This window comes from Halapricum sp. CBA1109 (assembly GCF_009741825.1).
Taxonomy (GTDB): domain Archaea; phylum Halobacteriota; class Halobacteria; order Halobacteriales; family Haloarculaceae; genus Halapricum.
On sequence record NZ_WPCA01000030.1, the window covers coordinates 1 to 22,899 of the forward strand.

The 22,899-nt window shown below is 68.6% G+C and carries 24 protein-coding genes and 3 pseudogenes; 8 read left to right on the forward strand and 19 right to left on the reverse strand.

All coding sequences use genetic code 11. The annotated features are described in order from the left end of the window. The 5 genes from GJ629_RS05185 to GJ629_RS05205 form a co-directional block, all read right to left on the reverse strand. A partial coding sequence (locus tag GJ629_RS05185; protein ID WP_157512060.1) for a DEAD/DEAH box helicase occupies positions 1 to 714 on the reverse strand: 714 nt, incomplete at its 3' end. 69 nt (positions 715 to 783) lie between these two features. Next, on the reverse strand, positions 784 to 945 hold the full coding sequence (locus tag GJ629_RS05190; protein WP_157512061.1) for a hypothetical protein: 162 nt from the start codon (positions 943 to 945) through the stop codon (positions 784 to 786). Between the two features lie 48 nt (positions 946 to 993). Next, a complete protein-coding gene (locus GJ629_RS05195) occupies positions 994 to 1,584 on the reverse strand; it encodes a dolichol kinase (RefSeq protein WP_370515792.1) in 591 nt (196 codons plus the stop codon). Positions 1,585 to 1,586: 2 nt separating this feature from the next. After that, entirely contained in the window at positions 1,587 to 3,353 is a 1,767-nt protein-coding gene (gene glyS / locus GJ629_RS05200) for a glycine--tRNA ligase (protein ID WP_157512062.1), read from the reverse strand. Beyond that, the gene (locus GJ629_RS05205) at positions 3,350 to 4,198 is read right to left on the reverse strand and encodes a CBS domain-containing protein (protein ID WP_157512063.1); all 849 of its coding nucleotides are present in this window, start codon (positions 4,196 to 4,198) and stop codon (positions 3,350 to 3,352) included. Before GJ629_RS05205 ends, glyS begins: the two co-directional genes overlap by 4 nt. Positions 4,199 to 4,327: 129 nt before the next feature. On the opposite strand from GJ629_RS05205, the gene GJ629_RS16065 reads away from it, so the two are divergent. After that, on the forward strand, positions 4,328 to 4,492 hold the full coding sequence (locus GJ629_RS16065; protein ID WP_197428442.1) for a hypothetical protein: 165 nt from the start codon (positions 4,328 to 4,330) through the stop codon (positions 4,490 to 4,492). Between the two features lie 122 nt (positions 4,493 to 4,614). Here the strand turns inward: GJ629_RS16065 and GJ629_RS17520 are convergent, their stop codons facing one another. From GJ629_RS17520 to GJ629_RS05225, 4 genes are all read right to left on the reverse strand, one after another. Further along, positions 4,615 to 5,451 carry an alpha-amylase family glycosyl hydrolase gene (locus GJ629_RS17520; protein WP_370515793.1) on the reverse strand — a complete coding sequence of 279 codons (837 nt, stop codon included), beginning with the start codon at positions 5,449 to 5,451 and terminating at the stop codon, positions 4,615 to 4,617. Then, the gene (locus tag GJ629_RS17900) at positions 5,351 to 5,770 is read right to left on the reverse strand and encodes an alpha-amylase family glycosyl hydrolase (RefSeq protein ID WP_157512080.1); all 420 of its coding nucleotides are present in this window, start codon (positions 5,768 to 5,770) and stop codon (positions 5,351 to 5,353) included. Before GJ629_RS17900 ends, GJ629_RS17520 begins: the two co-directional genes overlap by 101 nt. Beyond that, positions 5,764 to 6,783, reverse strand: a complete 1,020-nt coding sequence (locus GJ629_RS05220) for a hypothetical protein (protein ID WP_157512065.1) — start codon at positions 6,781 to 6,783, stop codon at positions 5,764 to 5,766. Before GJ629_RS05220 ends, GJ629_RS17900 begins: the two co-directional genes overlap by 7 nt. Positions 6,784 to 6,886: 103 nt before the next feature. Beyond that, positions 6,887 to 7,660, reverse strand: a complete 774-nt coding sequence (locus tag GJ629_RS05225; protein WP_157512066.1) for a TrmB family transcriptional regulator — start codon at positions 7,658 to 7,660, stop codon at positions 6,887 to 6,889. A 198-nt stretch (positions 7,661 to 7,858) separates the two neighbouring features. Here GJ629_RS05225 and GJ629_RS05230 point away from each other — a divergent pair, with 198 nt between their 5' ends. Together GJ629_RS05230 and GJ629_RS05235 are read left to right on the forward strand one after the other, a co-directional pair. Continuing rightward, positions 7,859 to 8,560: a hypothetical protein gene (locus tag GJ629_RS05230; RefSeq protein WP_157512067.1), complete on the forward strand. Its 702-nt coding sequence runs from the start codon at positions 7,859 to 7,861 to the stop codon at positions 8,558 to 8,560. Between the two features lie 43 nt (positions 8,561 to 8,603). Continuing rightward, entirely contained in the window at positions 8,604 to 9,512 is a 909-nt protein-coding gene (locus GJ629_RS05235; RefSeq protein WP_231754497.1) for an HAD family phosphatase, read from the forward strand. A 232-nt stretch (positions 9,513 to 9,744) separates the two neighbouring features. Here GJ629_RS05235 and GJ629_RS05245 read toward each other — a convergent pair. Further along, positions 9,745 to 12,093: pseudogene (locus tag GJ629_RS05245) on the reverse strand (DEAD/DEAH box helicase). A gap of 101 nt (positions 12,094 to 12,194) precedes the next feature. On the opposite strand from GJ629_RS05245, the gene GJ629_RS05250 reads away from it, so the two are divergent. Both GJ629_RS05250 and hjc read left to right on the forward strand, forming a co-directional pair. Then, complete coding sequence (locus tag GJ629_RS05250) at positions 12,195 to 13,382, forward strand: sensor histidine kinase KdpD (RefSeq protein WP_197428444.1); 1,188 nt, start codon at positions 12,195 to 12,197, stop codon at positions 13,380 to 13,382. A gap of 38 nt (positions 13,383 to 13,420) precedes the next feature. Further along, positions 13,421 to 13,940: pseudogene (gene hjc / locus GJ629_RS05255) on the forward strand (Holliday junction resolvase Hjc). On the opposite strand, the gene GJ629_RS05260 reads toward hjc, so the two are convergent. Beyond that, positions 13,935 to 14,600, reverse strand: coding sequence for an SWIM zinc finger family protein (locus tag GJ629_RS05260; protein ID WP_157512070.1), 666 nt, complete (start codon positions 14,598 to 14,600; stop codon positions 13,935 to 13,937). The pseudogene hjc and the gene GJ629_RS05260 overlap by 6 nt on opposite strands. 118 nt (positions 14,601 to 14,718) lie before the next feature. Between GJ629_RS05260 and GJ629_RS05265 the strand changes: the two genes are divergently transcribed. Further along, positions 14,719 to 14,928 (forward strand): hypothetical protein, encoded by a 210-nt coding sequence (locus GJ629_RS05265; protein WP_157512071.1) that lies wholly within the window; start codon positions 14,719 to 14,721, stop codon positions 14,926 to 14,928. On the opposite strand, the gene priL is transcribed toward GJ629_RS05265, so the two are convergent. Together priL and GJ629_RS05275 are read right to left on the reverse strand one after the other, a co-directional pair. After that, positions 14,925 to 16,010, reverse strand: a complete 1,086-nt coding sequence (gene priL, locus GJ629_RS05270; RefSeq protein ID WP_157512072.1) for a DNA primase regulatory subunit PriL — start codon at positions 16,008 to 16,010, stop codon at positions 14,925 to 14,927. The genes GJ629_RS05265 and priL overlap by 4 nt on opposite strands. Before the next feature lie 58 nt (positions 16,011 to 16,068). Beyond that, on the reverse strand, positions 16,069 to 16,680 hold the full coding sequence (locus tag GJ629_RS05275) for a hypothetical protein (protein WP_157512073.1): 612 nt from the start codon (positions 16,678 to 16,680) through the stop codon (positions 16,069 to 16,071). 62 nt (positions 16,681 to 16,742) lie between these two features. On the opposite strand from GJ629_RS05275, the pseudogene GJ629_RS05280 reads away from it, so the two are divergent. Beyond that, a pseudogene (locus GJ629_RS05280) lies at positions 16,743 to 17,814 on the forward strand (molybdopterin-dependent oxidoreductase). On the opposite strand, the gene upp reads toward GJ629_RS05280, so the two are convergent. From upp to GJ629_RS05295, 3 genes are all read right to left on the reverse strand, one after another. Beyond that, the gene (upp, locus tag GJ629_RS05285; protein WP_157512074.1) at positions 17,811 to 18,485 is read right to left on the reverse strand and encodes a uracil phosphoribosyltransferase; all 675 of its coding nucleotides are present in this window, start codon (positions 18,483 to 18,485) and stop codon (positions 17,811 to 17,813) included. The pseudogene GJ629_RS05280 and the gene upp sit on opposite strands and share 4 nt — an antisense overlap. 63 nt (positions 18,486 to 18,548) lie before the next feature. Next, the gene (locus tag GJ629_RS05290; protein WP_157512075.1) at positions 18,549 to 19,259 is read right to left on the reverse strand and encodes a DUF47 domain-containing protein; all 711 of its coding nucleotides are present in this window, start codon (positions 19,257 to 19,259) and stop codon (positions 18,549 to 18,551) included. 76 nt (positions 19,260 to 19,335) lie between these two features. Beyond that, complete coding sequence (locus tag GJ629_RS05295) at positions 19,336 to 20,079, reverse strand: type 1 glutamine amidotransferase domain-containing protein (protein ID WP_157512076.1); 744 nt, start codon at positions 20,077 to 20,079, stop codon at positions 19,336 to 19,338. 164 nt (positions 20,080 to 20,243) lie between these two features. Here GJ629_RS05295 and GJ629_RS05300 point away from each other — a divergent pair, with 164 nt between their 5' ends. Further along, a complete protein-coding gene (locus tag GJ629_RS05300) occupies positions 20,244 to 20,939 on the forward strand; it encodes a DUF5828 family protein (RefSeq protein WP_157512077.1) in 696 nt (231 codons plus the stop codon). Here the strand turns inward: GJ629_RS05300 and GJ629_RS16070 are convergent, their stop codons facing one another. The 3 genes from GJ629_RS16070 to GJ629_RS16075 form a co-directional block, all read right to left on the reverse strand. Beyond that, positions 20,940 to 21,083 carry a hypothetical protein gene (locus tag GJ629_RS16070; protein ID WP_197428445.1) on the reverse strand — a complete coding sequence of 48 codons (144 nt, stop codon included), beginning with the start codon at positions 21,081 to 21,083 and terminating at the stop codon, positions 20,940 to 20,942. A gap of 78 nt (positions 21,084 to 21,161) precedes the next feature. After that, on the reverse strand, positions 21,162 to 21,797 hold the full coding sequence (locus GJ629_RS05305) for an RNA 2'-phosphotransferase (protein WP_157512078.1): 636 nt from the start codon (positions 21,795 to 21,797) through the stop codon (positions 21,162 to 21,164). Further along, a partial coding sequence (locus GJ629_RS16075) for a hypothetical protein (protein ID WP_197428446.1) occupies positions 21,794 to 22,899 on the reverse strand: 1,106 nt, incomplete at its 5' end. The genes GJ629_RS05305 and GJ629_RS16075, both read right to left, overlap by 4 nt.

Here is a 22,899-nt window from a genome sequence, read left to right on the forward strand (position 1 = left end):
CCGGTCGGCGATGACCTCGTTGACGGCGTCGCGTATCTCGATGACCGCCTCGGGGAGTTCGATGCGCTGCCAGTCCACGTCGGTCTCGTGGGTGTATTCGGCGACGTCCTCGTCCTCGTCGGACATCACCGCTATCTCCCGCAGGCCGAGGTTCTCACACACCTGCAGGATCGACTCCTCGTCGTCGCCGGGCGAGGCGCTCATCCCCGTCACCAGCGGCTGTTCAGCCTGTTCGTGGTAGCGGTCGGCGATGTAGGTGTAAGCGTAGTCGCCGCTGGCCCGATGGCACTCGTCGAAGGTGACGTGGGTCACGTCGGAAAGCGAGATGCGGTTGCCCACGAGGTCGTTCTCGACGACCTGCGGGGTGGCGATGACCACCGTCGCGGACTCGAACAGTTCGGCGCGGTCGTCGGGCCGGACCTCGCCGGTGAAGACGACCACCTCCTCCTCGGGGATGGTCAGCGCCTCCCGATAGAACTCGGCGTGCTGGGTGACAAGCGGTTTCGTCGGGGCCAAAAGCAGCGCCGTGCCGCCGACCGAATCGAGGCGGTCGGCGGTCACCAGAAGCGAGACGGCCGTCTTCCCCAGGCCCGTCGGGAGACAGACCAGCGTGTGGTCCTCGATGGCCGTCTCGGCGAGTGTCGACTGGTAGCGCCGCTGTTCGAGCAGCCCGGACGCGACCAGCGGTCGGTCGACGGTGTCGGACGTCGCCATTCGCCGCGAGGTTGGGCGGCCGCGGGGTTAAGGGTTCGCCGACCGAGGTGAAAGTGTCCGCGTCGCCGGTCAGTCGATGAGTTCCATCCCTGCCTCCAGCAGCATCCCCTCGCCCCCCAGGAAGTAGACGAGAGCGAGGACGACAAGCAGGGTGACGACCCCGCCGCCGAGCAGTGCACCGAGGCCGAGTTCGACGCCCAGTACCTCTATCAGCGCGAGCGGTACCGTCATAGCATTCTCCCGTAGTCCGGTCTGCGTAAAAAAAATCTGTGGGACGAGCTACAGGACGGCGACGCCGACCGCCATCGCGGCCGCCGCCACCGGCGGGATGGTGAGGTTGTCGTCGATGACGTAGGTCCTGACGACGGGCTTGACGCCGTCGGCGAGCATCGCGCCGATACCGCCCAGCACGGCCGGGAGCACGCCGACGAACGGGTAGGCGATGACCGCACAGACTGAGAACATCGTCACCAGCACGCGCAGGCGCTTGACCGTCCGGAGTTCGCCCGATCCGAGCAGTCCGCTGATGGGGTCGCCAAGCGTGAGCATCAGCATCGCCGGCACCGCGATGTCCGGGGCAAACACCAGCGCGACGGCCGTGAGGCTGATGAAGTACAGCGCGTACCCCGCGAGGTTGTCCTGCTCGTAGCTCCGGGTGAGGTGGTCGTAGATCCACCACTCCAACCCGCCGAGCAGGCGGACGGCCTCCAGTCCGAGCGCGACGACCAGAAAGAGTATGAGCGCGCCCTGGACGACCGGCCACGTGATGGTCTCGGGGAAGAGGACGTACGCCAGCGGAACGGCGGTGCCGCTGGCGTGGACGACCCGGCGTGCGACCTCCGATTCGGTCCCGGTGATCAGTTCGCGCACGGTTAGATGTCGTCGAAGGTGAGCGCGCCGTCACGCAGGTTCCGCAGCGTCTCGGCCAGCGACTCGACGGGGACCCGACGCTGGTCGGTGCTGTCCCGTTCGCGGACCGTGACCGTCCCCTCCAGTTCGGGGTCGTCACCCTCGCCGAGCGTGTCGTAGTCGACGGTGACACAGAACGGCGTCCCGACCTCGTCCTGCCGGCGGTAGCGCCGGCCGATAGCGCCCGAGTCGTCGTAGGTGACGGCCAGTCCCGCGTCTCGGAGGTCGTCGACGACCTCGTGTGCCCGGTCGCCCATCCCGTCACGGTCCATCAGCGGGAAGACGCCGACGGTCGTCGGGGCGACGCCCGCCGGCAACGCGAGGTAGGTCCGGGACTCGCCGTCGACCTCGTCTTCCCGGTAGCAGTGGTCGAGGGCGGTGTACAGCGCGCGGTCGACGCCAAAGGAGGGTTCGACGACGTGGGGGCTGACGTGTTCGCCGCTCTCGGTGACCTCCTCGACGGCGTAGCCCGTCTGCTCTATGGGGACCTCGTAGGTCTCGCCGTCCACTTCGACGGTGACGGGGTCGCCGCTCTCGCTGGCCGCCTCGAAGGCATCGGGGTCGCGCTCGACCAGCGATTCTAGGGCCGCGGCCACGTCGGCGGCCGCCCCGCCGAACTCGGGGCCGAGGGCGCTCATATCGGGGTCGACGGTCGCTCGCTCGACGGTGACCGGATCGTCGTACTGCTTGAAGACGGTGAACTCCTCGCCGGAGTGGTCGGCGTGTTTCGAGAGGTCGTAGTCCCCGCGGTAGGCGAAGCCGGCGAGTTCGATCCAGTCGCCGTCGACCTCGGCCTCGGCGTCCCAGCAGTCCGCCGCGTAGTGGGCGAGTTCGCCCGCGAGGTGCTGGCGGAACCGAAAGCGGTCCATATCGACGCCGATGGACTCGTACCACTGGGCGGCCGCGCCGAGGTAGTAGGCGATCCACGGGTCGGCGACGGTGCCGTCGTCGACGACCTCGCCGATAGTCGCCTCGCGTATCTCGCCGTCCGCGGCTTCTTGCTCGTCGGCCGGGTAGAACGGCGCGGTCACGTCTCTGACGCGGTCGAGTGTCGGTTCGTCTTCCTCGGGATCGACAAACAACTCCAGTTCGGCTTGGGTGAACTCCCGGACCCGAAGCAGGGACTTCCGGGGGCTGATCTCGTTGCGGTAGGCCCGGCCGATCTGGGTGACGCCGAAGGGCAACTGGTTGCGGGCGTACTCGGCCAACTGGGGGAACTCCACGAAGATGCCCTGTGCGGTCTCCGGGCGGAGATAGCCCGGCGAGGCGCTGCCCGGCCCGATGTTCGTCTCGAACATCAGGTTGAAGTCGTCGATGACCTGCCCCGCGAGGCCGGTCCCGCAGTCGGGACAGACCAGTTCGTACTCGGCGATGAGTTCCTCGACTTCCGCGGCCGGCAGGGACTCGGCCTCCTCGATGTCGGTGTTGTCCTCGACGATATGGTCGGCCCGGTGGTTCGACCCACACTCGGGACACTCGACGTGCATGTCGTCGAACGTGTCGAGGTGGCCCGACGCCTCGAAGACGGCCTCGGGCATCACCGTCGGGGCGTCGACCTCCATGTTGCCCTCCTGGATGGCAAAGCGGTCCCGCCAGGTGTCCTCGACGTTCTGTTTGAGGGCCGCGCCCTGCGGGCCGAAGGTGTAAAAGCCCGAGACGCCGCCGTAGACGCCGGCAGACTGGACGAAGAAGCCGCGTCGCTTGGCGAGTTCCACCACGTCCTCGATCATAAAAGCGCCTCCAGCAGGTCGATGTCCCGGACGATGCCCACGAGGGAATCGCCCGAGAGGAGCGGTATCTGCTCGATGTAGTTGGTGATCATCTCCTGGGCGGCCTCCTGTGCGGTGCGGCGCTTGCCGACGGTGATCAGGTCGGTCGTCATAAACTGCTCGACCGGTTCGGACGGCAGCTCGACGTTCCGGGTCGGCATGTAGCTGTTGCCGACGGCCTTGACGCTCTCCCACTTCCAGTCGTCGTCGTCGTCGGCGATGGACTCGCCCGTGTCGGCCTCGCCCTCGACCACGCGGGCGACGGCGATGATGTCGACTTCGGTGAGCATCCCGCAGAGTTCCCCGTCGTCGTCGAGGGCGACGCCGTAGGGCACGTCGGCGTGAGCCAGTTCCCGTTCGGCGACCGTCAGCGGCGACCCGGCGTAGACGCAGTTGACCTGTCGGGTCGCCAGTTCGTCGACCGTCGTCGACCCGTCTATCTCGCCCTCGGCGATGGCCCGGACCACGTCGGTCACGGTGACGATACCGACGAGGGTGTCGTCGATGACCGGGACCCGGCGCTCGCCCCCCTCGACCATCAGGCGGGCGACGTCGACGATGTCGGCGTCGGGGCCGATGGTCGCTACCTCCTCGACCAGCATCGCTAGTTGGTCCTCGTCGGGGCGGTCGATCAGGGCGTCACGGGAGACGATGCCCCGGAACTGTTCGCCTTCGTCGGTCTGTTTGACGACCGGAACCGAGGAGAACAACCGCTCTTGGATGTACTCGAGGACGTCGTCACGGGTACCGGGAATCTCGACCGTCACGACCTCCTCGCGGGGCGTCATAGCGTCTGCGACGTTCATACCCGACTACTCCGGTCCCACCTACTAAGGCCTTGCACTTTCTCCGCCCCCGTCCTCGTCCGCTGACCAGTCGGTTACCTGTCCGGCGGTTCCGGCACGTTTATGTGTGCGTATGAGAGAGCATAACATATGTCGCAGGAGACGGACCAGGTCGCGGCAACGGTCTCGGACGACGCCGAGGTTATGGCGTCGGTGGACGACGCCGACACGTTCATCATCGCCGACATCACGTGTGACGACGCGTTCGTCACCGTACCGCTCGAAGACGCCGCCACACTCCCCGAGTGGCGGTAACCGTCGCCCGTCTCCCAGCGTTTTTTCTCCGTCAGTCTCCGCTCGAAGCTTCCCGTCTCGACACTCGGCCACGGACTCACGCTCGGCGTGTGAGTACTACTGGAAAAAAAAACAGTCGCCGCTCAGAGCGACGCGTCGTCGGCCCGCAGGACGGCGGCGCTCTCGACGGCCACGCCGTCGCCGTCGGCCACGTCGTCGTCGGTGAGCAGGTCGGTCGTTTCGACGCCCTCGGGGAGGGGCACCGACGCGGTGCCGGACGCGAAGTTGAGGACGACCAGAACTTGCCCGTCCTCGGCGCTGCGGGCGTAGGCGACGACGCCGTCCGGACGGTCGGACAGTTCGACGGGCGTGGTCGCGGCGGCGGTCTGGAGTTCCGGCAGGCTCTCCCGGGCGTCGACGAGTCGCTTGTAGTACGCCCGGAGGTCCTCGTCGGCGTCGCCCCAGTTCATCGTCCCGCGCTGCTGGGGGACGCCGGACTCCTGTCCGTAGTAGAGCATCGGCGCGCCGGGAAGCGTGAACGTCGCCGCGCCGGCGGCCTTCTGGGCGGCCCGGTCGGCGATAGAGAGGTACCGCTCCATGTCGTGGTTCTCGATGTAGTTGAAAAAGTGCGTGTGGTCGGGGTAGCCCTCGACCGCCCGGTCCTCGACGATGTCGTTGACGGCGGTGGCGTCCTCCTCCCCGCGCCCGACGGCCCGCAGCGTCTCGTTACCGCCGTAATCGAAGTGCGAGCCGAACTGGTTCTCGGCGAAGTCGCTGTGCCACGGGATGGTCTCGTCCAGCAGGAGGAAGTCGGGGTCGCGGGCCTTCACGCGGTCGCGGACGTCCTTCCAGAAGCTCCGCGGGACGCCCCACGCCACGTCACACCGGAAGCCGTCGACGACCTCCTGCCAGTGGTCGACGGCCGCGAGAATCCACGACCGCAGCGCAAGCGAGTCGTAGTCGTGGACGGGGGATGCCAGACCAGTAGGCGTAGGTCTTGGGAGTGTAGCTGTTCTCGTACTGGTAGAGGCTCCGGAAGAACTCCTGGTCGCCGTCGGCGACGCCCTCGCCGGTGTTGCCGGCCCGGAAGTAGGGGTGTTCCTCGGCCGAGTGGTTGATGACGAGGTCGAAGATGACCTTGATGTCCCGCTCGTGGCAGGCCTCGACCAGCGCCTCGTAGTCCTCGTTGTCGCCCAGCGCCTCGGCCGCCTCGAAGTAGTTCGTTACGTCGTAGCCGTGGGGACCGCCGGGGACGTTCGGGTTGCTGTGGCTGTGGGATTCGAGTATCGGCGTCAGCAGAGGGCGTCGGTGCCCATCTCCTCGAGGTAGTCAAGCCGGTCCTGAATCGTCTGGAAGGTCACGTCGTCGTCGAACCGCCGGACGAATATCTCGTAGATGGTGGCGTCCTCGACCCACGCCGGCGGTTCGTTCAGCGGCGTCACCGAGCCGTCGGGCTCAAGCCGGACCGCGTCGGCGACGCTGTGGCGGTCGCCCACCGCGACGGCGTGGACGCGGACCGCGTCGGTGACGGCGTCCGTCGGCACCGTCGCGGCGTGGTCCTCGACCGACAGCGACCCGTCGAGGTTCTCCCGGTCGCGGTCGTCGACGTAGAACTCCACGTCCAGATCGTCGACCGTGTTGTCGCCCTCGGGGCTCGGGCTCGCGTCGGCGTCGAGGACGAACTGGTCGCCGTCGGCCTCGCCGTGCAGCGTGACTCGCGGCTGGGGGTCCGTCTCGTCCTCCTCGGGGAACGCTCGGACGGTCAGTTCGTGGGTGTCGTCGGGGGCGTCGAGCTCCAGGCGGTACTCGCCGGGGACGTCCGGTTCGAAGTGGATCACCGAGGCGTCGTCGACGCCGGCGCTGGAACCGTCGGGCGCGTCGGCGACCGACCACTCGTAGGTCGCCTCGTGGTCGGGATTGAACGGCGCGAGGTCGCCGTCGACGCCGGAGAGTTCGACGTCCAGCGGCGAGAGGTTCGTGTTCGTCCCGGGGCCGTGGAGGACGTTCCCCAGCGCTCGCTGCCCGACGCTGGTGAACCGTGGCGGGCCGGGGTGGTGTGAGCCGCGGACCTCGGCCTGTGGCACGTCAGCGGGCGTCAGCGACCCGCTCGGTTCCGGTTCCGAGTCCGGTTCGGGCGTCGGTGTCGACTCCGCGGTCGGCGTGGCCGTCCCGTCGCCGCCCGCCGTCGTCGTCCCGTCGTCGGACGAACAGCCGGCCAGCGCGGTAAACCCCGCGATGCTCGCCGCCAGTACGCCGCGCCGCGTCCGCTCCGATCCACCAGTGAGGAACCCGTCGTCGTGTGAGTCGGTCACAGTTCCCGAGAACGTTCTGTTATATATAAGCGTTAACAATCGACCCGGCGGATATCGGGCGGCTCAGACACGCAGACACGCTATTGGTCGGCTCGTTGACCGGTCACTCCTCGCTGAGGGAGATGGGGTCGCTCTGGAACAGTTCGGTGATGAGTTGCATCAGCACGGCCGCCGATGCCGTCTGGGCGCTCCAGAGGGCTATCTCCTCTTGCCCGTCCCGTCCCCGGTCCTCGACCATCCCGAGCAACAGCGTGTCGTCGTCGACCATCAGCACCCGCGAGGTCGACCGCGGGATGTGTTCGGGCGGTTCGTAGGTCGTATACACCCGGTCGTCGTCGGCGGCGTCGAGGAACTCCTCGCTGGTGGACATCACGAACGGCGTCACGCCGTCGTCGGTGACGGCCTCCATCGCGTCCTTGATTCGCTCGTCGTAGTGGGAGTGGTTCGCCGTCCCGTACAGCACCCGGTCGTCGGCGTCGACGATCAGTTCGGCGATGCGTTCGGTTATCTCGTCGCTGCCCCTGATAGTCCACAGCGCTTCGCTGACCTCGCCGCCGCTGCCGGCCTTCCCTTGGATGTCGGACATATACGTGAACAGCCGTTCGCCGGCCGCCTCGAACTGCTCTAGCAGGCGTGTCTCGGCCGTCTCGACGTCGACCGGGTCGTACACCGTCGGCCGCGTCTGGCGGTGGTCGACCAACCCCCGGTCGGCCAGTGAGTCGGCCGCTCCGTACACCTGCGAGCGTGGAACGTCCGTCACCTCGGCCACGTCGCTCGCGGTCCCTTCCCCGAGTCGCTGGAGAGCGAGAAACACCCGCGCCTCGTAGGTCGTCAGCCCGAATCTGGTCAGCGTGTCGACGGCATCTGTGTCGTCCATTGTGTAGTCCCCGACCGGCACGGTGCCGGCCCCTGTATAGCGGCAGCGGCCCTAGCGGCATATAAATCCGGCATTTCGTGGCACTGTCAGTGCTGTAGTGACAGAGTAGCAGAACGGGGACGGCCCCACCCGTCGGCCGGGACACTTTCGCGGCGGGCAGGCGTGAAGTAAATACCGCTCCTCCTCTTATCGGCGGGTATGACTGACGAGGAGGAGTACGAGGAGTATCGGAACACGCTGAACGAGATCGTCGACGGCGGGGGCTGTGTCGAGACGATGGGCGCGGCCGCCGAGTTGCGCGACGGGAGTCCGTCCCGCCGAGACCTCCTCGGGAGCGACGCCCTCACCGCCGGCGTCGCCGAGTCCGTCGACGATGTCCTGGCGGAGGTCGACACCGACGACGCGCGCGCGGCGCTCCGGGCCGACTACGAGGACTTAGACGACGTGCGGGCGACCTTCGAGTCGACCGTCGACCCCGCGCTGTTCGACGCTATCGAGGCCGCCGGCGTCGACCTCTCCGGCGTCGACGCGATGGCACTGGACCCCGCGGTGTGTCTGAAGACGTTCACCGAGGCCGACCTCCCGGCGGCGATGACGCTGGTCCCCCACGTTGAGGAGTCGGGCGTCGCCGGTCGCATCGTCGCCCGGGAGACAGTCGGTGGACGGCCGGTCACCGTCCACGCCATCCCCTCCTCCGGGCGGTCCTACGCCGTCCTCGGCGCGGACCCCGAGCGATTGGTCCTCCCCGACGGGAGCGACCACGACTGCGTCGACGGGACCGAACAACCGACCGGCGTCGACTGCGACCCGGAGATGGCCGCCCGAACGGAGTACCTCCAGACCACGCTGTCCGTCGACGGCGAGACGTACGTCCTCGAAACTACCTGCTCGCCGGTGTAGCCGGACCGCCACACGCTTTGCTCACGGTCACGGACTGTCGGGTATGACCGCAGTGCTGTTCGATATGGACGGCGTGATCGTCGACTCCGAAGCCTACTGGGAACCGACCGAGCGGACCGACATCCTGCCGACGGTCGTCCCCGAGGCGGACGTCGACGTCGCGGAGATAACCGGCCGGCCCTACCGGGAGATATACACCTACCTCGACGAGCACTACGAGGTGGCCGTCTCGCGGGAGCACTTCCTCGAGCTGTTCGAGAGCGCCGCCCGTGAGATATACAGCGAGAGGGTGGCGTTGCTGTCGGGATTCGAGGGTCTGCGGGCGGAACTGGCCGACCGTGACGTGCCCGTGGCGCTGGTGACCTCCTCGCCGTACGAGTGGGTCGACATCGTCCGCGAGCGGTTCGGCCTGACATTCGACGCCGTCGTCAGCGCGGAAGACGTCGACGCGGGCAAGCCCGAACCGGACATCTACGAGGCCGCGGCGGCCGCCGTCGACCGCGACCCGAGCGACTGCGTCGCCGTCGAGGACTCGACCCACGGCGCGCGCGCCGCGACGGCCGCCGGCACCTACTGTATCGGGTACGTCGCGTCCACGACAGCCTCGACCGGTCGGCCGTCGCCGAGGTGGCGTCGACGCCCGTCGAACTGCGGACGGCGGTGCTACGGGCCGTCGAGAACTGAACGGAGGAGGGCCGGGGCGACTCGCTTAGCTGTTGTACTCGCGGCCGGCGACGATGGAGAGGACGTGGACGCCGACCAGCAGGAGGAAGGCCGTCAGGTACGTGCCCTGCAGACCGGTGAACAGAAGCGGCAGGTAGACGAAGGGGAGGACGACTGCGCTCCAGAAGCCCACGAACCGCACCGGCGTGGCGATGGTCGACTGGAGTACTTCGGCGTCGATATCCACGGACTCGCGGAGGCGGTCGGCACGCGTCGGGGATGCGCTTGACATTGCGGGGAGCACCTATCACTCCATAGGATGGGCCCCATCATATAACGGCCAGACGCTTCGCCACATTTTGCTCGATCAGGTCCCGTTTTCCAGACGTTTTACGCCCGCCGACAGCGAAAGGAATACCTTTCACGAGCGGTTGAGCGGGGCTTAGAAATTTCACAACCGGTTCTGCGTCCGTTTCAGGAACGTTACCACGTGTGACGATACCATACGTCACGGATTTCGGTCATTCGACCGTGACAGAGCGGCCGTCGGTGACGGGGGCGAGCGGGAGGTCCGGGAACGCCACCTCCACCTCGAAGTCGAGGCGGTCGGTGTCGCCGCCGAAGACGCCGACCGGGAGCGTCCGTTCGCGAGGTAGCAGTCGGTCGCGGTCATCTCGACGCCGTTGACGGTCACGCGGACGCCGGCCCGGGCACCGCCCCTGAGACTGCGGACCCGGACCTCGTGCATGCTGTTGTCGCCCTCGGGGATGGCGTCGGGGAAGTCGCCCCACTCGACGACGACAAGCGGGAGGTCCGCGGCGGCGTCGTGGACGCGTTCGGCGACGCTCTCGCTCAGGCCCGCGTCCGCGAGGGCCTCGACGCCGCCGCTGACCACGTCCCGCGGCGAGGTGAACCCGGCCGCGGCGAGGGTCTGCGCCCGGCCCGCGCCGACGCGTCGATGGCCGTGAGACCGACGGCGTCCTCGCTGACGCCGTGTTCGATGCGGGCCTCGGTCCGACAGCCGAGGTTGGCCGCCCGGGCACCGGCGAACCGGTCCAGAAACGCCCGCAGGGCCGCGATCAACCGGCGGGCGTTCTGCCGGATCACCCACGCGTCGCTTTTGAGCTCCGTCGCGTCGTCCCGTCCATGCTCGCCCGGAGGATGGCGTACACCTTCCGGGCACCGCCCTCTAACTCCTCACCGTCGCTCCCGAGGACCGCGTGGATGGCGTCCTGTTCGTCCTGTCGCGCGCTGACGCTGTCGAACTCGCCGGCGTCGGCCACCGTCGCCAGTATCGAATCGACGGTGACATCGCCGGACTCGGCGAGGTCCGCGAACGACCGTGCGGTGTCCAGTCTGAGGTAGTACGACGACGCCAACTGCCCCAGCGGCGTCGCCTCCACCGAGAGGTCCCCGTCCATCTCGACGAAGCCGCGGTCGAACAGGCCCCGCAGCGTCGAGGCGGCCTGTTCCCGGACGTCGGTGTCGGTGTCGCCGACCCGGACGTGGTAGAACGTCGTCGACAGCCACGAGAGGACGTCCTCTAGGTCGCCGACGGTCCCCATCGCTATCTCGGCGTTGAGGTGGGCGTCTAAGTCCGCGGCCAGCCGTGACTCTATCTCCTTGCCGTCCCGGAGCAGGCGGCGGTATTTATCGGCCTCCGAACGGTCACAGACGACGCGGGCGTACCCCTGGTCGTCGTAGCCCGGTCGGCCCGCGCGGCCGAGCATCTGCAGGAGGTCAAGCGGGCTCATATCCACCTCGCCTTCGAGGGGGTCGTGGAGCTTCGTGTCCCGGATGACGACACAGCGGGCGGGGAGGTTCACGCCCCACGCGAGCGTCGATGTCGAGAACAGCAACTCGATGTGTCCCGCCTTGAACCACTCTTCGACCAGCGACTTGTCCGCCTTCGAGAGGCCGGCGTGGTGGAAGCCGACGCCGTCGAGCACCGACTGCCGGAGGGTGTCGTCCTCCAGTTCCGCGGCGTCGGTGTGGAAGTCGTAGTCGCCGCGCGCGCCCATCGGGATGTCCCGTTCGGTCAACTCGTCGCGGGCCTTCTTTGCGGCCTGAACGGTGTCCTGGCGCGAGGAGACGAACACGAGCGCCTGCCCGTCCTCCCGGAGGTGGGGTTCGGCGACGTCGATGGCGCGGTAGAGCCGCCGGTACTTGTCGGCGAAGGCGTTGTCGCCGTGGCGGTAGGTCGCTACGTCGGCGTCAAGCGGTACGGGACGATACTCCTCGCCGAAGGCGAACGTCGTCGCCTCGGGGGCGTCCAGCCACTCGGCGACGTCCTCGACGTTGGTCATCGTCGCCGAGAGGGCGACGATACGGGGGGCACAGAGCCGGCGGAGCCGCGAGACGGTGACCTCCAGCACCGAGCCGCGCTTCTCCGAATCCAGGAGGTGGACCTCGTCGATGATACAGCAGTCGATGTCGGTGATGAAGTCGTAGCGGCTGGTGTCGTGTTTCCGGCTGGCCGAGTCGGCCTTCTCGGGGGTCATCACCAGCACGTCCGCCCGTTCTGCCTGCCGGGGATTGAGGTCACGCTCGCCGGTGACGACGTACACCGAGTACCCCAACTCCTCGAAGCGCTCCCACTCGCTCTCTTTCTCGTTGGTGAGCGCCCGCATCGGGGCCAGAAAGAGGGCGGTACCACCCTCTCGCAGCGTCTCACAGATAGCCACCTCGGCGATTGCCGTCTTGCCGCTTGCGGTCGGTGCGCTGACGACGACGTTGTCCGTCCGGTCGGTCAGCGCCGGGAGCGCTTCCGACTGCATCCGGTTGAACCGCTCGAACGGGAAGGCGTCGGCGAACTCGGGGAGGGCGTCCGAGACGGGCGTCCCCGCCTCGCTGTCCGCGTAGTGGGCCACACCGGATGGGAGGCTGCCGTCGGCTTGAGCGTTACTACCGACGCCGAACGTTCGTTTCAGCAGACAAAATCTCTAAACTCCCACCCCGTGCACGGTTGGCTATGGGATCCGGGGACAGAGTCGGGGGAAGCGAGTCGTCGCTGTCGCGCGTCGTGAGCGTTGGCGCTGTCGTCCTCGTCGGCGGGACGCTCGCGCTCTTTCACGCCGCGAGCATCGTGACCGCGAGCGGGAACGTCTGGACGGTCCTCTCGGGGGGCGTGACGTCGCTGTCGTTCTCGCTCGCCGTCGTCGCTATCGGTGTCTGGGTCGGCCGCCGCTGGGAGGCACCGACCACGGTGCGGGTCGCGGTCTGGTGTGTCGGCGGGACGGCCGCGTTCGGCGTGCTGGCTGTGTTGGCCTCCGTCCTCGTCGAGAGTCAGGGCGGTCGGCTCCCGTTCGGCCCGCGGTGGTTCGGCGGGGCCAGTTCCGTCGGCGCGCTGCTGGGCTCTGTCCTCGGTATCTACGACGCCCGGCAGGTCCGGGCCCGCCGGCGCTGGCGCGAGGTCAAGGCCCGGACCGAGCGGTTGAACACCCGCCTCCGACGCTCGAACGAGCGGCTGATGGTGCTCAACCGCGTCCTGCGACACAACGTCCGCAACGACCTCAACGTCGTCGTCGGCCGGGCGGAACTCGTCGCCGACCGCAACGACGGCGTCGACGAACGCGACGCCCGGACCATCGTCGACGTGGCCGAACGGCTGGTCGACCAGAGCGACAAGGCCCGGACCTTAGAGACGCTGATGGAGACTCAAGGCGAGGCCCAGCCCATCGACCTCACGGCCGTCGTCGAGCGGGAACTGGCCGATTTGGGACGCGAGTACCCCGCCATCGCCGTCGAGGCCGAGATGCCCGACGAGCAACCGGTCGCGGCCGCCCCCTCGCTTGACACGGCCGTCGCGAACGTACTGGACAACGCGGCCCGGCACAACGACGCCGAGGACCCGTGGCTGTCGGTGACCGTCGCCCGTGAGGACGACACCGTCGAACTCACCGTCGTCGACAACGGGCCGGGCATCCCCGACCACGAACTCGACGTCCTCGACGCCGGCGCGGAGACGAAGCTCGAACACTCGAGCGGGCTGGGGCTGTGGACGGCCGTCTGGGTCGTCGAACACTCCGACGGCGACATCGAGTTCGCCGACAACGACCCCCGCGGGACGGTCGTCACGCTGCGGTTCCCGGCCGCCGAGGACGCCGCGTCGATGGAGTTCCTCGACACCGCCGGGGTCGAGGGGCTGTCGCCGGTCTGAGAGAGGCTTTTTCACCGACCGGCGCCCACGTGATGACGATGGTAGGCTCGAACGCCAAGGGGGACCGCCGCGAACGGGAGCTGGTCAACGAACTCGACGCCGCCGGCTTCGCGGTGATGCGCGCGCGGCCAGCGGGTCGCCACCGAGCGGGAACTCCCCGACGTGCTGGCCGGCGACGGCGAGCGATTCTTCGCCATCGAGGCCAAATCCAGCGCCGGCGACCCCATCTACCTCGACGGCGAGGAGGTCGAGGCACTGCTCTTTTTCGCGCGGAACTTCGGCGCGAAACCCCGCATCGGCGTCCGCTTCGACCGCGAGGACTGGTATTTCTTCCACCCCGGCGACGATACCGTCCACGTCACCGACGGCGGCAACTACCGCGTCAAGAAGGAGACGGCGCTGTCCGACGGCACCGATATGGCCGAACTGACCGGCCACTCAGAGCGCGTCACGCTGGACGAGGTGGGCGATGCCGGCCACGACCAGGCGACACTGGATATTCTCAATGCGGTCGCGAGCGGTGACCTCGGGGTCGAGGACGCCGCCGAGATGCTATAGTGTCGGCGCCACGGGGCCGTCCTCGGTTTCGATATCCGGCGACTCCTCGCCGGGTCGTTCGAGCCGCGAGCGCGGGAACGCGTAGGTCCGGGCGTCCGGGTCCGTCGCGTCGTCGGGATAGACGCACTCGACCACCAGGTCGTCGGCCGGGTAGCCGTCGTTGGTGGGGTAGTCGGCGACGGTGCAGTCGGCGGCCGCGACGGTGACCGCGTCGGCCCGGCGGTCGGTCAGACGGTAGACGACCAGTGTGTCGTCCGTCTCGGCGTCGACGACGCGGTCACCGGGTTCGAGGGCGCAGGCCGGACAGCACACCGGCGGGTCGGCCGCGGCGTCGACGGTCGTCTCGCGGCCACAGGCGGCACACTGGACGCGGCGCCGGCCGGGCGCGAGGACGCGGCCGGCGGTCACCTCGATGGCGACGCGCCGGAGGTGTTTGCACCGCTGTTCGCGGATGCGGTGGTCGGGACAGGAACAGTCGCCGGCGGGGAGGTCGACGACGTACGTCGCGCCGCTCTCGCTGTCGACGGCGTAGCGACCCTCGCCGAGCGAACGGACGGCCATCCGCTCGGTCCAGGCGCGGGCGGCCCGGTCGGGCAACGTCGAGAGGTCCGGTGCGAGTGCGGTCTTGCGGTCGGTGGCGGGTGGGTCGATAGTGGCCATAGCGGATCGGACGCGGGTGTTTGTTCGGGGCGTCCACTCGAAACGTAGGTCCCACAGCGACCTAAACCCTACGCCGGTTCGACACGCTTTTGCCCGGCGGCATCGGAATCGGGCGTATATGGAGCGAGATGACGCGACCGAACTCACGGCCGTCGTAATCGGCGTGGCCCTGTTCATCGGTGTGCTCGCGTTCGTCGGGATGCAGTACGGGACCGAAGCGGGCAGGGCCGTGCGGAGCGGCGGCGGCCTCGCGCTGGTCGGTTCGCTCGTCTTCTTCGTGCTTATGATGGCCGGTATCGGCTTCTGGATCGCCGAGCGGAACGCCTAGCTCTCCGCGCCGGCCTGTTCGCGCCAGTCCTCGAGTTCGTCGTCGTCCGTGTCCTCCAGTTTCGCCTCGTAGTAGGCCATCGGGTGTTTGATCCGCTCACAGAGTTCGTCCTTGTTGACGCAGTCCCCGTAGGACTGCATCGTCGCACACGACGGTGTCGAGTACTCGGTGGGGCTGGTCTCGCCGCGGATGTGGTCGGTCTGGTAGCGGGTGACCTCCTCGCCGAACCCGGGGTTGACCTCGTAGAGGTCGACTATCTCGTCGGTACTCATCCCGATGGAGGCAAGGAAGGCCGTGATGGCGAACCGCGAGTGGTGTTCGAGGTGTTCGCCGGTCTGGACGTCGTCCAGAAGCGCCTGCATACACGGCGGGAACAGCTCCGGGACGACGGTGTCGATATCCCGCGTGAGGTCCAAGTCCGCGAGGACGCCCTCCAGATACTCGACGTGGTGGGCAAGCGGGTCGGCGACGGCGTCGGGCACCGACAGCGGGAGCCCCGCCTCGACGCGCTGTCTGATCGCTTCCCTGACAGCCAGCAGTAGCTCCGAGCGGTCGAGCGCGACGGCCCCGTCGGCCAACTCGCGGTTGACCAGCCGCCACTCCTCGTCGAACGCTCCCGCGGTCAGTTCGAGGTAGCGGCCGACGGCCATCTCGTAGCGGTCGGCCGACGCGAGCGGTCCGCCGACCGGTTCGACCGCCCCGAGGAGGTCGAACTCGTCGAGCAGGTCCCGCAACCGCAAGCTGTCGCCGCTGGTCGATTTCAGCTCCGTCCCCGAGGTGAGTTCCGCGGTGAACCGCTCGTGGGCGGCCGCCGCTTCGGCCTGTGCGTACCACCGGGTCAGCACCGACTGGTCGACGAGCGACACCAGCACGCGTGCGATGGGATAGGACAACAGTTCCGTCCGCGTCCGGCGGTGTGGTTCGCCCACGTCCCGGTCGGTCAGCGCCGCCTCGACGCGGTCACGGCCGCGTTCGACGGCCGGGTCCTCGCGGGCGACGACCGACGCGAGGTCAACGTCGGCCCCCGCGACGGCCTCCCGCGCCGCGTCCAGAAACGGGTACCGCGCGTGCAACGGCTCCATGGTCTGTGGGTCGGTACGGCCGCGAATAAACCCGACGGTCGCCGCTATCCGTGCCGGCTCACTCCTCGAACTCGGACTCTATCTCGCTGATGACCTGCTGGGACTCGCCGCCGTCGCCCCGCAGCGCCTGCTGGTAGCGGCGGTACTTCTCGCGGGGCACCTCGACGGTGCGGGTCTCGCCCTGCCGGGTCAGTTCCATCCGGACGGTCCCCTGCGGGTCGTTGCGGACGTGGTAGCCGGCGACGGCCGAGAACACAGACCAGAAGGCGATGGCCGACCCGAGGAAGTACGTCATCGTCGTCTCGAACGCCAGCGACGGGTCCGCCGGCGGCCACTGGCCCGGATACGCGTGGACGAACAGCGCGACGCCGGCGACGGAGACGAGCGCCCCGACGAGGACGCCGACCCCCTCCCTTCGACTGGAGGGCAACACGGCGACGACGCCGAGGAACATCGCCGGCAGTCCCAGTCCGGCGAGCGCCCCGGCGGCCTCCCGCGGCGGGAACCGGCCGGTCAGGCCGACCCACGAGGACAGCGGCGTCGTCGCCAGCAGGATGGCGACGACGACGGCGAGGACGCCGGCGACGAAGCTACCGGCCCCCAGCGCGACCCACCGCGGGTCCCGGTCCACCCACCGACGCTCGTCGTACGCCTCCCCGAGACTTGGCATACGCCCGTGTTGTCGCTACTCGTACAAAACTCTCCGTCAGACGCGCGCACGACACCGTGCCAATGAAACACATCCAGCCCCTACGACCGCCGATGGCACGACTGCTGTCGGCGCGGCTGGTCGACTTCTCCATCCTCGTGTCGGTCGTCGTCCTGCTGGCGACGGGCGTGGCGACGATGTTCGCGGCGACGGCCGCCGACGCGTGGGTGTTCGTCCTCCACGGCGTCGTCGGCGTCTCGCTGGTCGCGCTGGTGGCGATGAAGCTCTGGCGGGTCCGCAACCGCGTCCGCGCTCGACCGCCCGGCCTCCTCACGTCGCTGGCGCTCGCCGCGCTCTCCGTCGCCGCGCTGGCGACCGGTATCGGCTGGGTGCTCGGGCTCTCGCTGGATGTCGGCTTCTGGGGGCTGTTGAATATCCACATCGCCTTCGGGCTGGCCGTCGTCCCCGTCCTGCTGTTGCACCTCCGGCGGCGGTTCGTCCTCCCGCGTCGGGAGGCGGTCACCGACCGGCGCAACGCCCTCGGGGCCGGCGCGGTGTTCGTCTCGGGCGCCGTCGTCTGGCGCGCCCAGCAGTCGCTCAACCGCGCGCTGGACACCGCCGGGGCCGACCGGCGGTTCACCGGCTCTCGCCCCGCCGACGGCGACAGCGGCAACGCCTTCCCCGTGACCAGTTGGATGGCCGACGACCCCGACCCGGTCGACACCGACACCTACGAACTCAGCGTCGAGGGGCTCCGTCGAGTCGCCCCTCTCGCTCGGCGCCGGTGACCTCGACGCCGACAGCGAGCAGCGAGCCCTGCTTGACTGTACCAGCGGCTGGTACGCCGAACGGAACTGGCTGGGGCTGGACGTGGGCGAACTGCTTGCGGAAGCCGGCGTCGCCGAGGACGCCGCGTGGGTGCAGTTCCGGTCGGTGACGGGCTACCGCTGGAGCCTCCCTATCGAGGAGGCCCGCGAGGCCCTGCTGGCGACCCACGTCGACGGACAGCGCCTCAACCACGGCCACGGGTTCCCGGTGCGACTGGTCGCGCCCGACCGCCGTGGCTACCAGTGGGTGAAGTGGGTCGAGACGGTTCGCGTGAGCGAGTCCCGTGATCTGAGCGAGTCGGTCGCTATCTTCGTCAGCGGGCTCTAGGTCGTCCGGAACGCCCGGTCGCCGGCGTCGCCCAGTCCCGGGACGATGTAGCCGTCGTCGTCGAGGTGGTCGTCGATAGCGACCGTCAGCACGTCCACGTCGGGGAACTGCTCGTTCAACCGGACCAGTCCCTCCGGGGCGCTGACGGCCGCGAGGACGAGCAACCGCTCGGGGTCGCCCATCTCCTGGATAGCCTCGAGCACCGTACACATCGTCGACCCCGTGGCGAGCATCGGGTCGGCGACGACGACGGTGTCCTCGGGGGTCACCTCGGGGAGTTTCGTGTAGTCGACGGTGATGGGGAACCCGCCGTCGTCGTCCATCCCCGCCGCCTCGTCGCGGCTGGCGGAGATGACGCCCTGTCGGGCCCGCGGGAACGCCTTGAGCAGCCCCTCGACGAACGGCGTCGCCGCCCGGAGGACGTTGACGATGACCACGTCGTCCATCCCGACGACGCGTTCGCCGGTCGTCTCGGTCAGCGGCGTCGTCACCGACTCGTAGTGGGTGTCCATGATCCCGTCGATAATCTCGTAGCCACAGATGCGGCCGAGTTTGACCAGTCCCTTCCGGAAGGCGACCTGCTCGGTCTCGACGCTGCGGAGTTCGGTCAGCGTGTGCCGTGCCAGCGCGTGTGTGAGGAGTTTCGCCTCCCCGCGGTTCTCGATTGGCATACCCGGAGCGTCGGTTGGAGCGTGGAAATACCTGACGAGAGTCCCGAGTCGTCGGGACTGCGTTCACTCCCCGTCGGTGTCGGGTTCGGTGGCGATACCCTGTTCCTCGCTGGCGACGATGACGATTTGGTCGGTGACGTCCTCTATCGTGTTCGCCAACTCGTCGAAGAGGATGGCGAACTCCCGGTACAGAAGCGGTTGCTCGATGGACTTGTCGTCGAAGGCCGTCGTGATGACGCCGTTGCGGAGGTCGTCACACCGGCTCTCGGCGTCCCTGATCGATTGGATCTCTTCGGCGAACGTCTCCGAGTCCTCCGCGTGGCGGAGGCTGTCGACGAACCGGTCGACCAGCGTCGCCAGCGTGGCCGTCATCCCGACTATCTCGTCGGCCATCTCGCGCAGGCCGCGGAAACAGTCGTTGTCCCGTGCCGGTTCGATCATCTGTAGCTCCTGTGCGATGCGCTCGGTGAGGTTCGCCACGGTGTCGACGGTGCCGAACAACTCCAGCAGGGCCGACTCGTTGTGGGTGATTCTCGTGTTGAGCAGACCGATGTCCTCCGGCCCGGCCTCGGTGACGTACCCGGTTATCTCCCGGAGCATCCCGTCGCACTCGCTCTCTATCGCCTGTATCTCCTCGACAGTGGCACCGTACTCCCCGCCGGGTTCGTACTCGTCTAGCAGCGCCGGTAGGCGGTCGACGCAGTCGCTCAGGCGGTCGAGGTACTCGGTCGTCTGCGCGTGGAGGCGCTCGCCGAAGTCGATGTCTCGTGGCATGGTGACATACTCCGTCCCCGGCGCTAAAGAACGTTCGGCGGTCGGTGGGCCGTCTCCCGTCCGGCTACCGGCGCCCTCAGGCCGGTTGTTCGACGCCCAGCTCCTCCAGTAGCGTCTCGGCGGCGGCGGCCGAGGAGGGCGGTCCGCGGGCGGTGATCAGGTCGCCGTCGACGGTGACACTCGTGTCAGCGTCGAGTTCGGCGTCGAAGTCCGCGCCCGCGGCGACCACTTCGTCCTCGACCCAGTAGGGCAGTTTCCGGCCGTCGGGCATCCGGTCGTACTCGTCGACGATGCCCTCCTCCCAAGCGTTGGGGAAGCCGGTGATCGACCGGCCCTCGACGAGCAACTCGCCCTCGCTCGCTCGCGGTTCGTCACCGCTCGCGTTCTCCGAGGCGCGTCGCGCCTCGCTATCACGCGTGAAGGCCAGCACGCCGACCGCGTGACAGACCACGAGTGCGAGGCCGTCATCGCCCTCGACGGCCGTCCGGAGGGCCGCCCGGGCGTGTGTGTCCTGATTCACGTCCCACTCGGTGCCGTGGCCGCCGGGGAAGACGACGGCGTCGTACTCAGCGGGGGCGAGTGCCGCGAGCGGTTCGGGGTCGTTCAGGCGCGCGTCGTTCTCGTGGACCTCTCGCACCCGCTCTGCGACCTCGGGGTCGACCTCGTCGGTGTCGACCGAGCGCTCGTCAAGTACCGCCGGACCGCCCGACGGTGTGGCGACGGTCACGTCGACGCCCGCCGAATCGAGCGTCGTGAGCGGTTCGATACACTCCTCGCCCCAGTAGCCGTGTTCGCTGACGATGAATAGTGCCGATGGCATCGTCGACAGTTCGGCCTCGACGGGAATATATCGCCGGTAACCCCGGTGTCACCGCGCGAACTGGTACCGACCACTGACGGCGGAAACGCTTAACCTCGCCCGCACCGAGATACTGACAATGAACGCAGGTCATCCGACCGCGACGGTGACCGAACGGGACCAGTATGTCTGATATGGAAGAGAGCGTCTCCGGGTTCAAACTCCGGGGCGGATGGATGGCGGTCGTCGAACACGGCGAACGGATAACCCGCGCCCTCAGGGAAATCGCCGAGACGGACGACGTCGACGAGACCGCCCTGGACGCGTGGGACGAGTGGCGGCCCAAAAGCGACGAACGCCTCGACGAGGACGTCAACGAGAAGACGGCCGAACAGGCCAGCATCGACGAGGGCGAGGGCGAAAAAGAGGGGAAAGGACCCGACGAGGACCTCCAGACCGCCGGGGAGAAACTCACCGAGTCCTACGAGAACCTCGACGAACCGAACGAGGCCGTCGACAAGTGGGGCGAGTCGATCGACTACGTCGCGCGAGCGGCGGACTCGGCCGGACGGAAGGCGCTGCGGACCGTCGAAGGGGCCGTCTACAAGAACGTGATGACCCAGATGGCGCCGTACTACTTCGACAACGAACTCGTCAGCGCCAACCTCAAGCGGATCAGCGGCGAGGACCCGGAGTACGTCCTCGAAGTCAACGTCAACGACGACGACCTGAAGATCAAGGTGTCGAACCGACTGGCCGACTACGAGCAGTCGGTCGACCGCTGGCACGTCGACACGGCCAAGGACACCGAGGCCCCCGCCGCCGCGGAGGGCGTCGACCCGCCCGAGGACACCGACGACGTCGACGACAAGACCACTTGATCACCACTCGGTCCGTTCGATGCGGTAGCCGCCGCAGTCGGGACACACCTGCCGGCGTCGCGGGAACCCCGACCCGCAGTCACGGCACTCGTACTCCGTCCGTTCGTCCGATAGCCGACCGAGCAGCGCGGATATGACCCCCATTCTCTCGCCCCGGTGGTTGTTTGTCCGTCGCACTGGAATAAAAAATTGTGGCCGACGTGGCGAACACAGCGTCGTTTCTCACCGTTCGTCGAGGTACTGCGGCGGGACACGGTCGGTCGTGAACACGCCGGTTCCACGGCGTGTGACGGTGTGACCGTCGGCCACCATCGCGGCGGCGTCGACGGCGAAGACGATGGGGTCTGGGTCGTGTCGCCGGCCCACTGACCGGGCCGTCTCGACGTCCCCCGAGAGGTGGACCTGCTGGCGACCCATCGGCTCGAGCCCGTCCGCGCGTATCGACTCGCGGTTGTCCGGGGCCGTCCCGTGGTAGAGTATGTCTGGAACTGGCGTCGGGTCGGCGTCAAGTTCGACCGCGACCGAGTGGCCGTAAGCGGCCCTGACGCGCCCGCCGTCCGCCGACAGTTCGAAGCGGCCCTTCGGATCGGTGGCGACCAGCGCCCGGACCGCCCGGTCGTCGGCCCACTCGTACTGGGCCTCGGCGGCGTCGACCAGCGCCGACAGCGTCGTCCACCCCGCGCCGTCGAGGGTGAGGCCGGCGTCTTCGGGGAAGTGTCTGAGCGCGCCGCTGCAGTACTTCGAGAGGCGACGGCGACGCTCACCGGAGAACACGGGCGTCCCCGAGCGGTCACAGGCGGGGCAGGTTTCGCCGGCGAAAAAGCCGTGGTCGGGACAGGCGGCGACCGGGTCGGTCATCCGCCGTAGGACCGCGACCGGAGCCGGATGGTGATCGATTCGACGGTGTAGGCGAGGGTGTACAGCGTGGCCAGCGACAGCGGGACGATGGCCAGCGCGCCGAACGCGATGGTCACCACCTCGGCAGTCGGGAGCGAGAGGACCGGCGACGCGACGCCCGGAACCGTCTCGAGGGTGTCGGTCGTGGCCGTCCCGATGCCGGGCGCGGCAGCGTCGAGGCCGACGAGCGCGGCGGCGAGCGCGGCGAGACCGCTGGCCAGCGCGAACGCGCCGGTAGCGACGCCCCGACAGAGCCGCGACAACAGCACCGGCGACCCGACATCCATCGACGCTTGGAAGGTAAATACCGTCAGTAGCGCCGTCGTGCCGACCGCCAGCGGCCGCGGGAGCGCGCCCCGGCCGAGGCCGACGAACAGCGCGGCCGCCAGCGCCCCGAGACCGATGCCGAACACCAGCCACGCGTCACGCGGCAGGCCGCGCGTCTTGCGGGCCCGGACCGCCGGGACGACGAACCGTGCCGTCAGGGCCGCCGGGACGGCGACCACCAGCGCGGCCCCGAGGTAGTGGACGAGGCTGGCCGTCGTCAGCGGCGCGTCCGTGCTCGCAACGGGGACGCCGAGCGCGCCCACGACCGCTTCGTTCACGCCCGGCAGTGACGTCCGAACCAGCAACAGGACGGCCAACAGCGGGACAAGCAAGATGGTCGAGACGGGCAGCGACAGGACCCCGGTCAGCGAGACGCCACCGGCGCTTGCGAGGCTCCACCCGCCGGTCGTGCCGACGTACGACAGCGCGTCGCCGAGGCGCTGGAGCGGGGCCGGCAGCCCCATTTCGTCCAGCCGTTCGGCGACGCCCGGGCCGGTGTCGTCGGTCCGCTGGTCGGCGGGCGTGTACTCGCTGGGGAGGTCACTCGACGGCGCGCCGGAACTGGGGTGGCCGTCGATGTCCGTCGTCGTGTCCAGATCCGTCGCCGCCGAGTCCTCGACGGCCGAGTCCGCGACGCTCGTCGTCGGTGCCGCCGACGGTTCCCGGTCGCGGTCGAGGTCGGCGACGAGGGCCGCGACGTCGTCGGGGTCCTGTAGTGCCGAGCGCCAGAGATCCC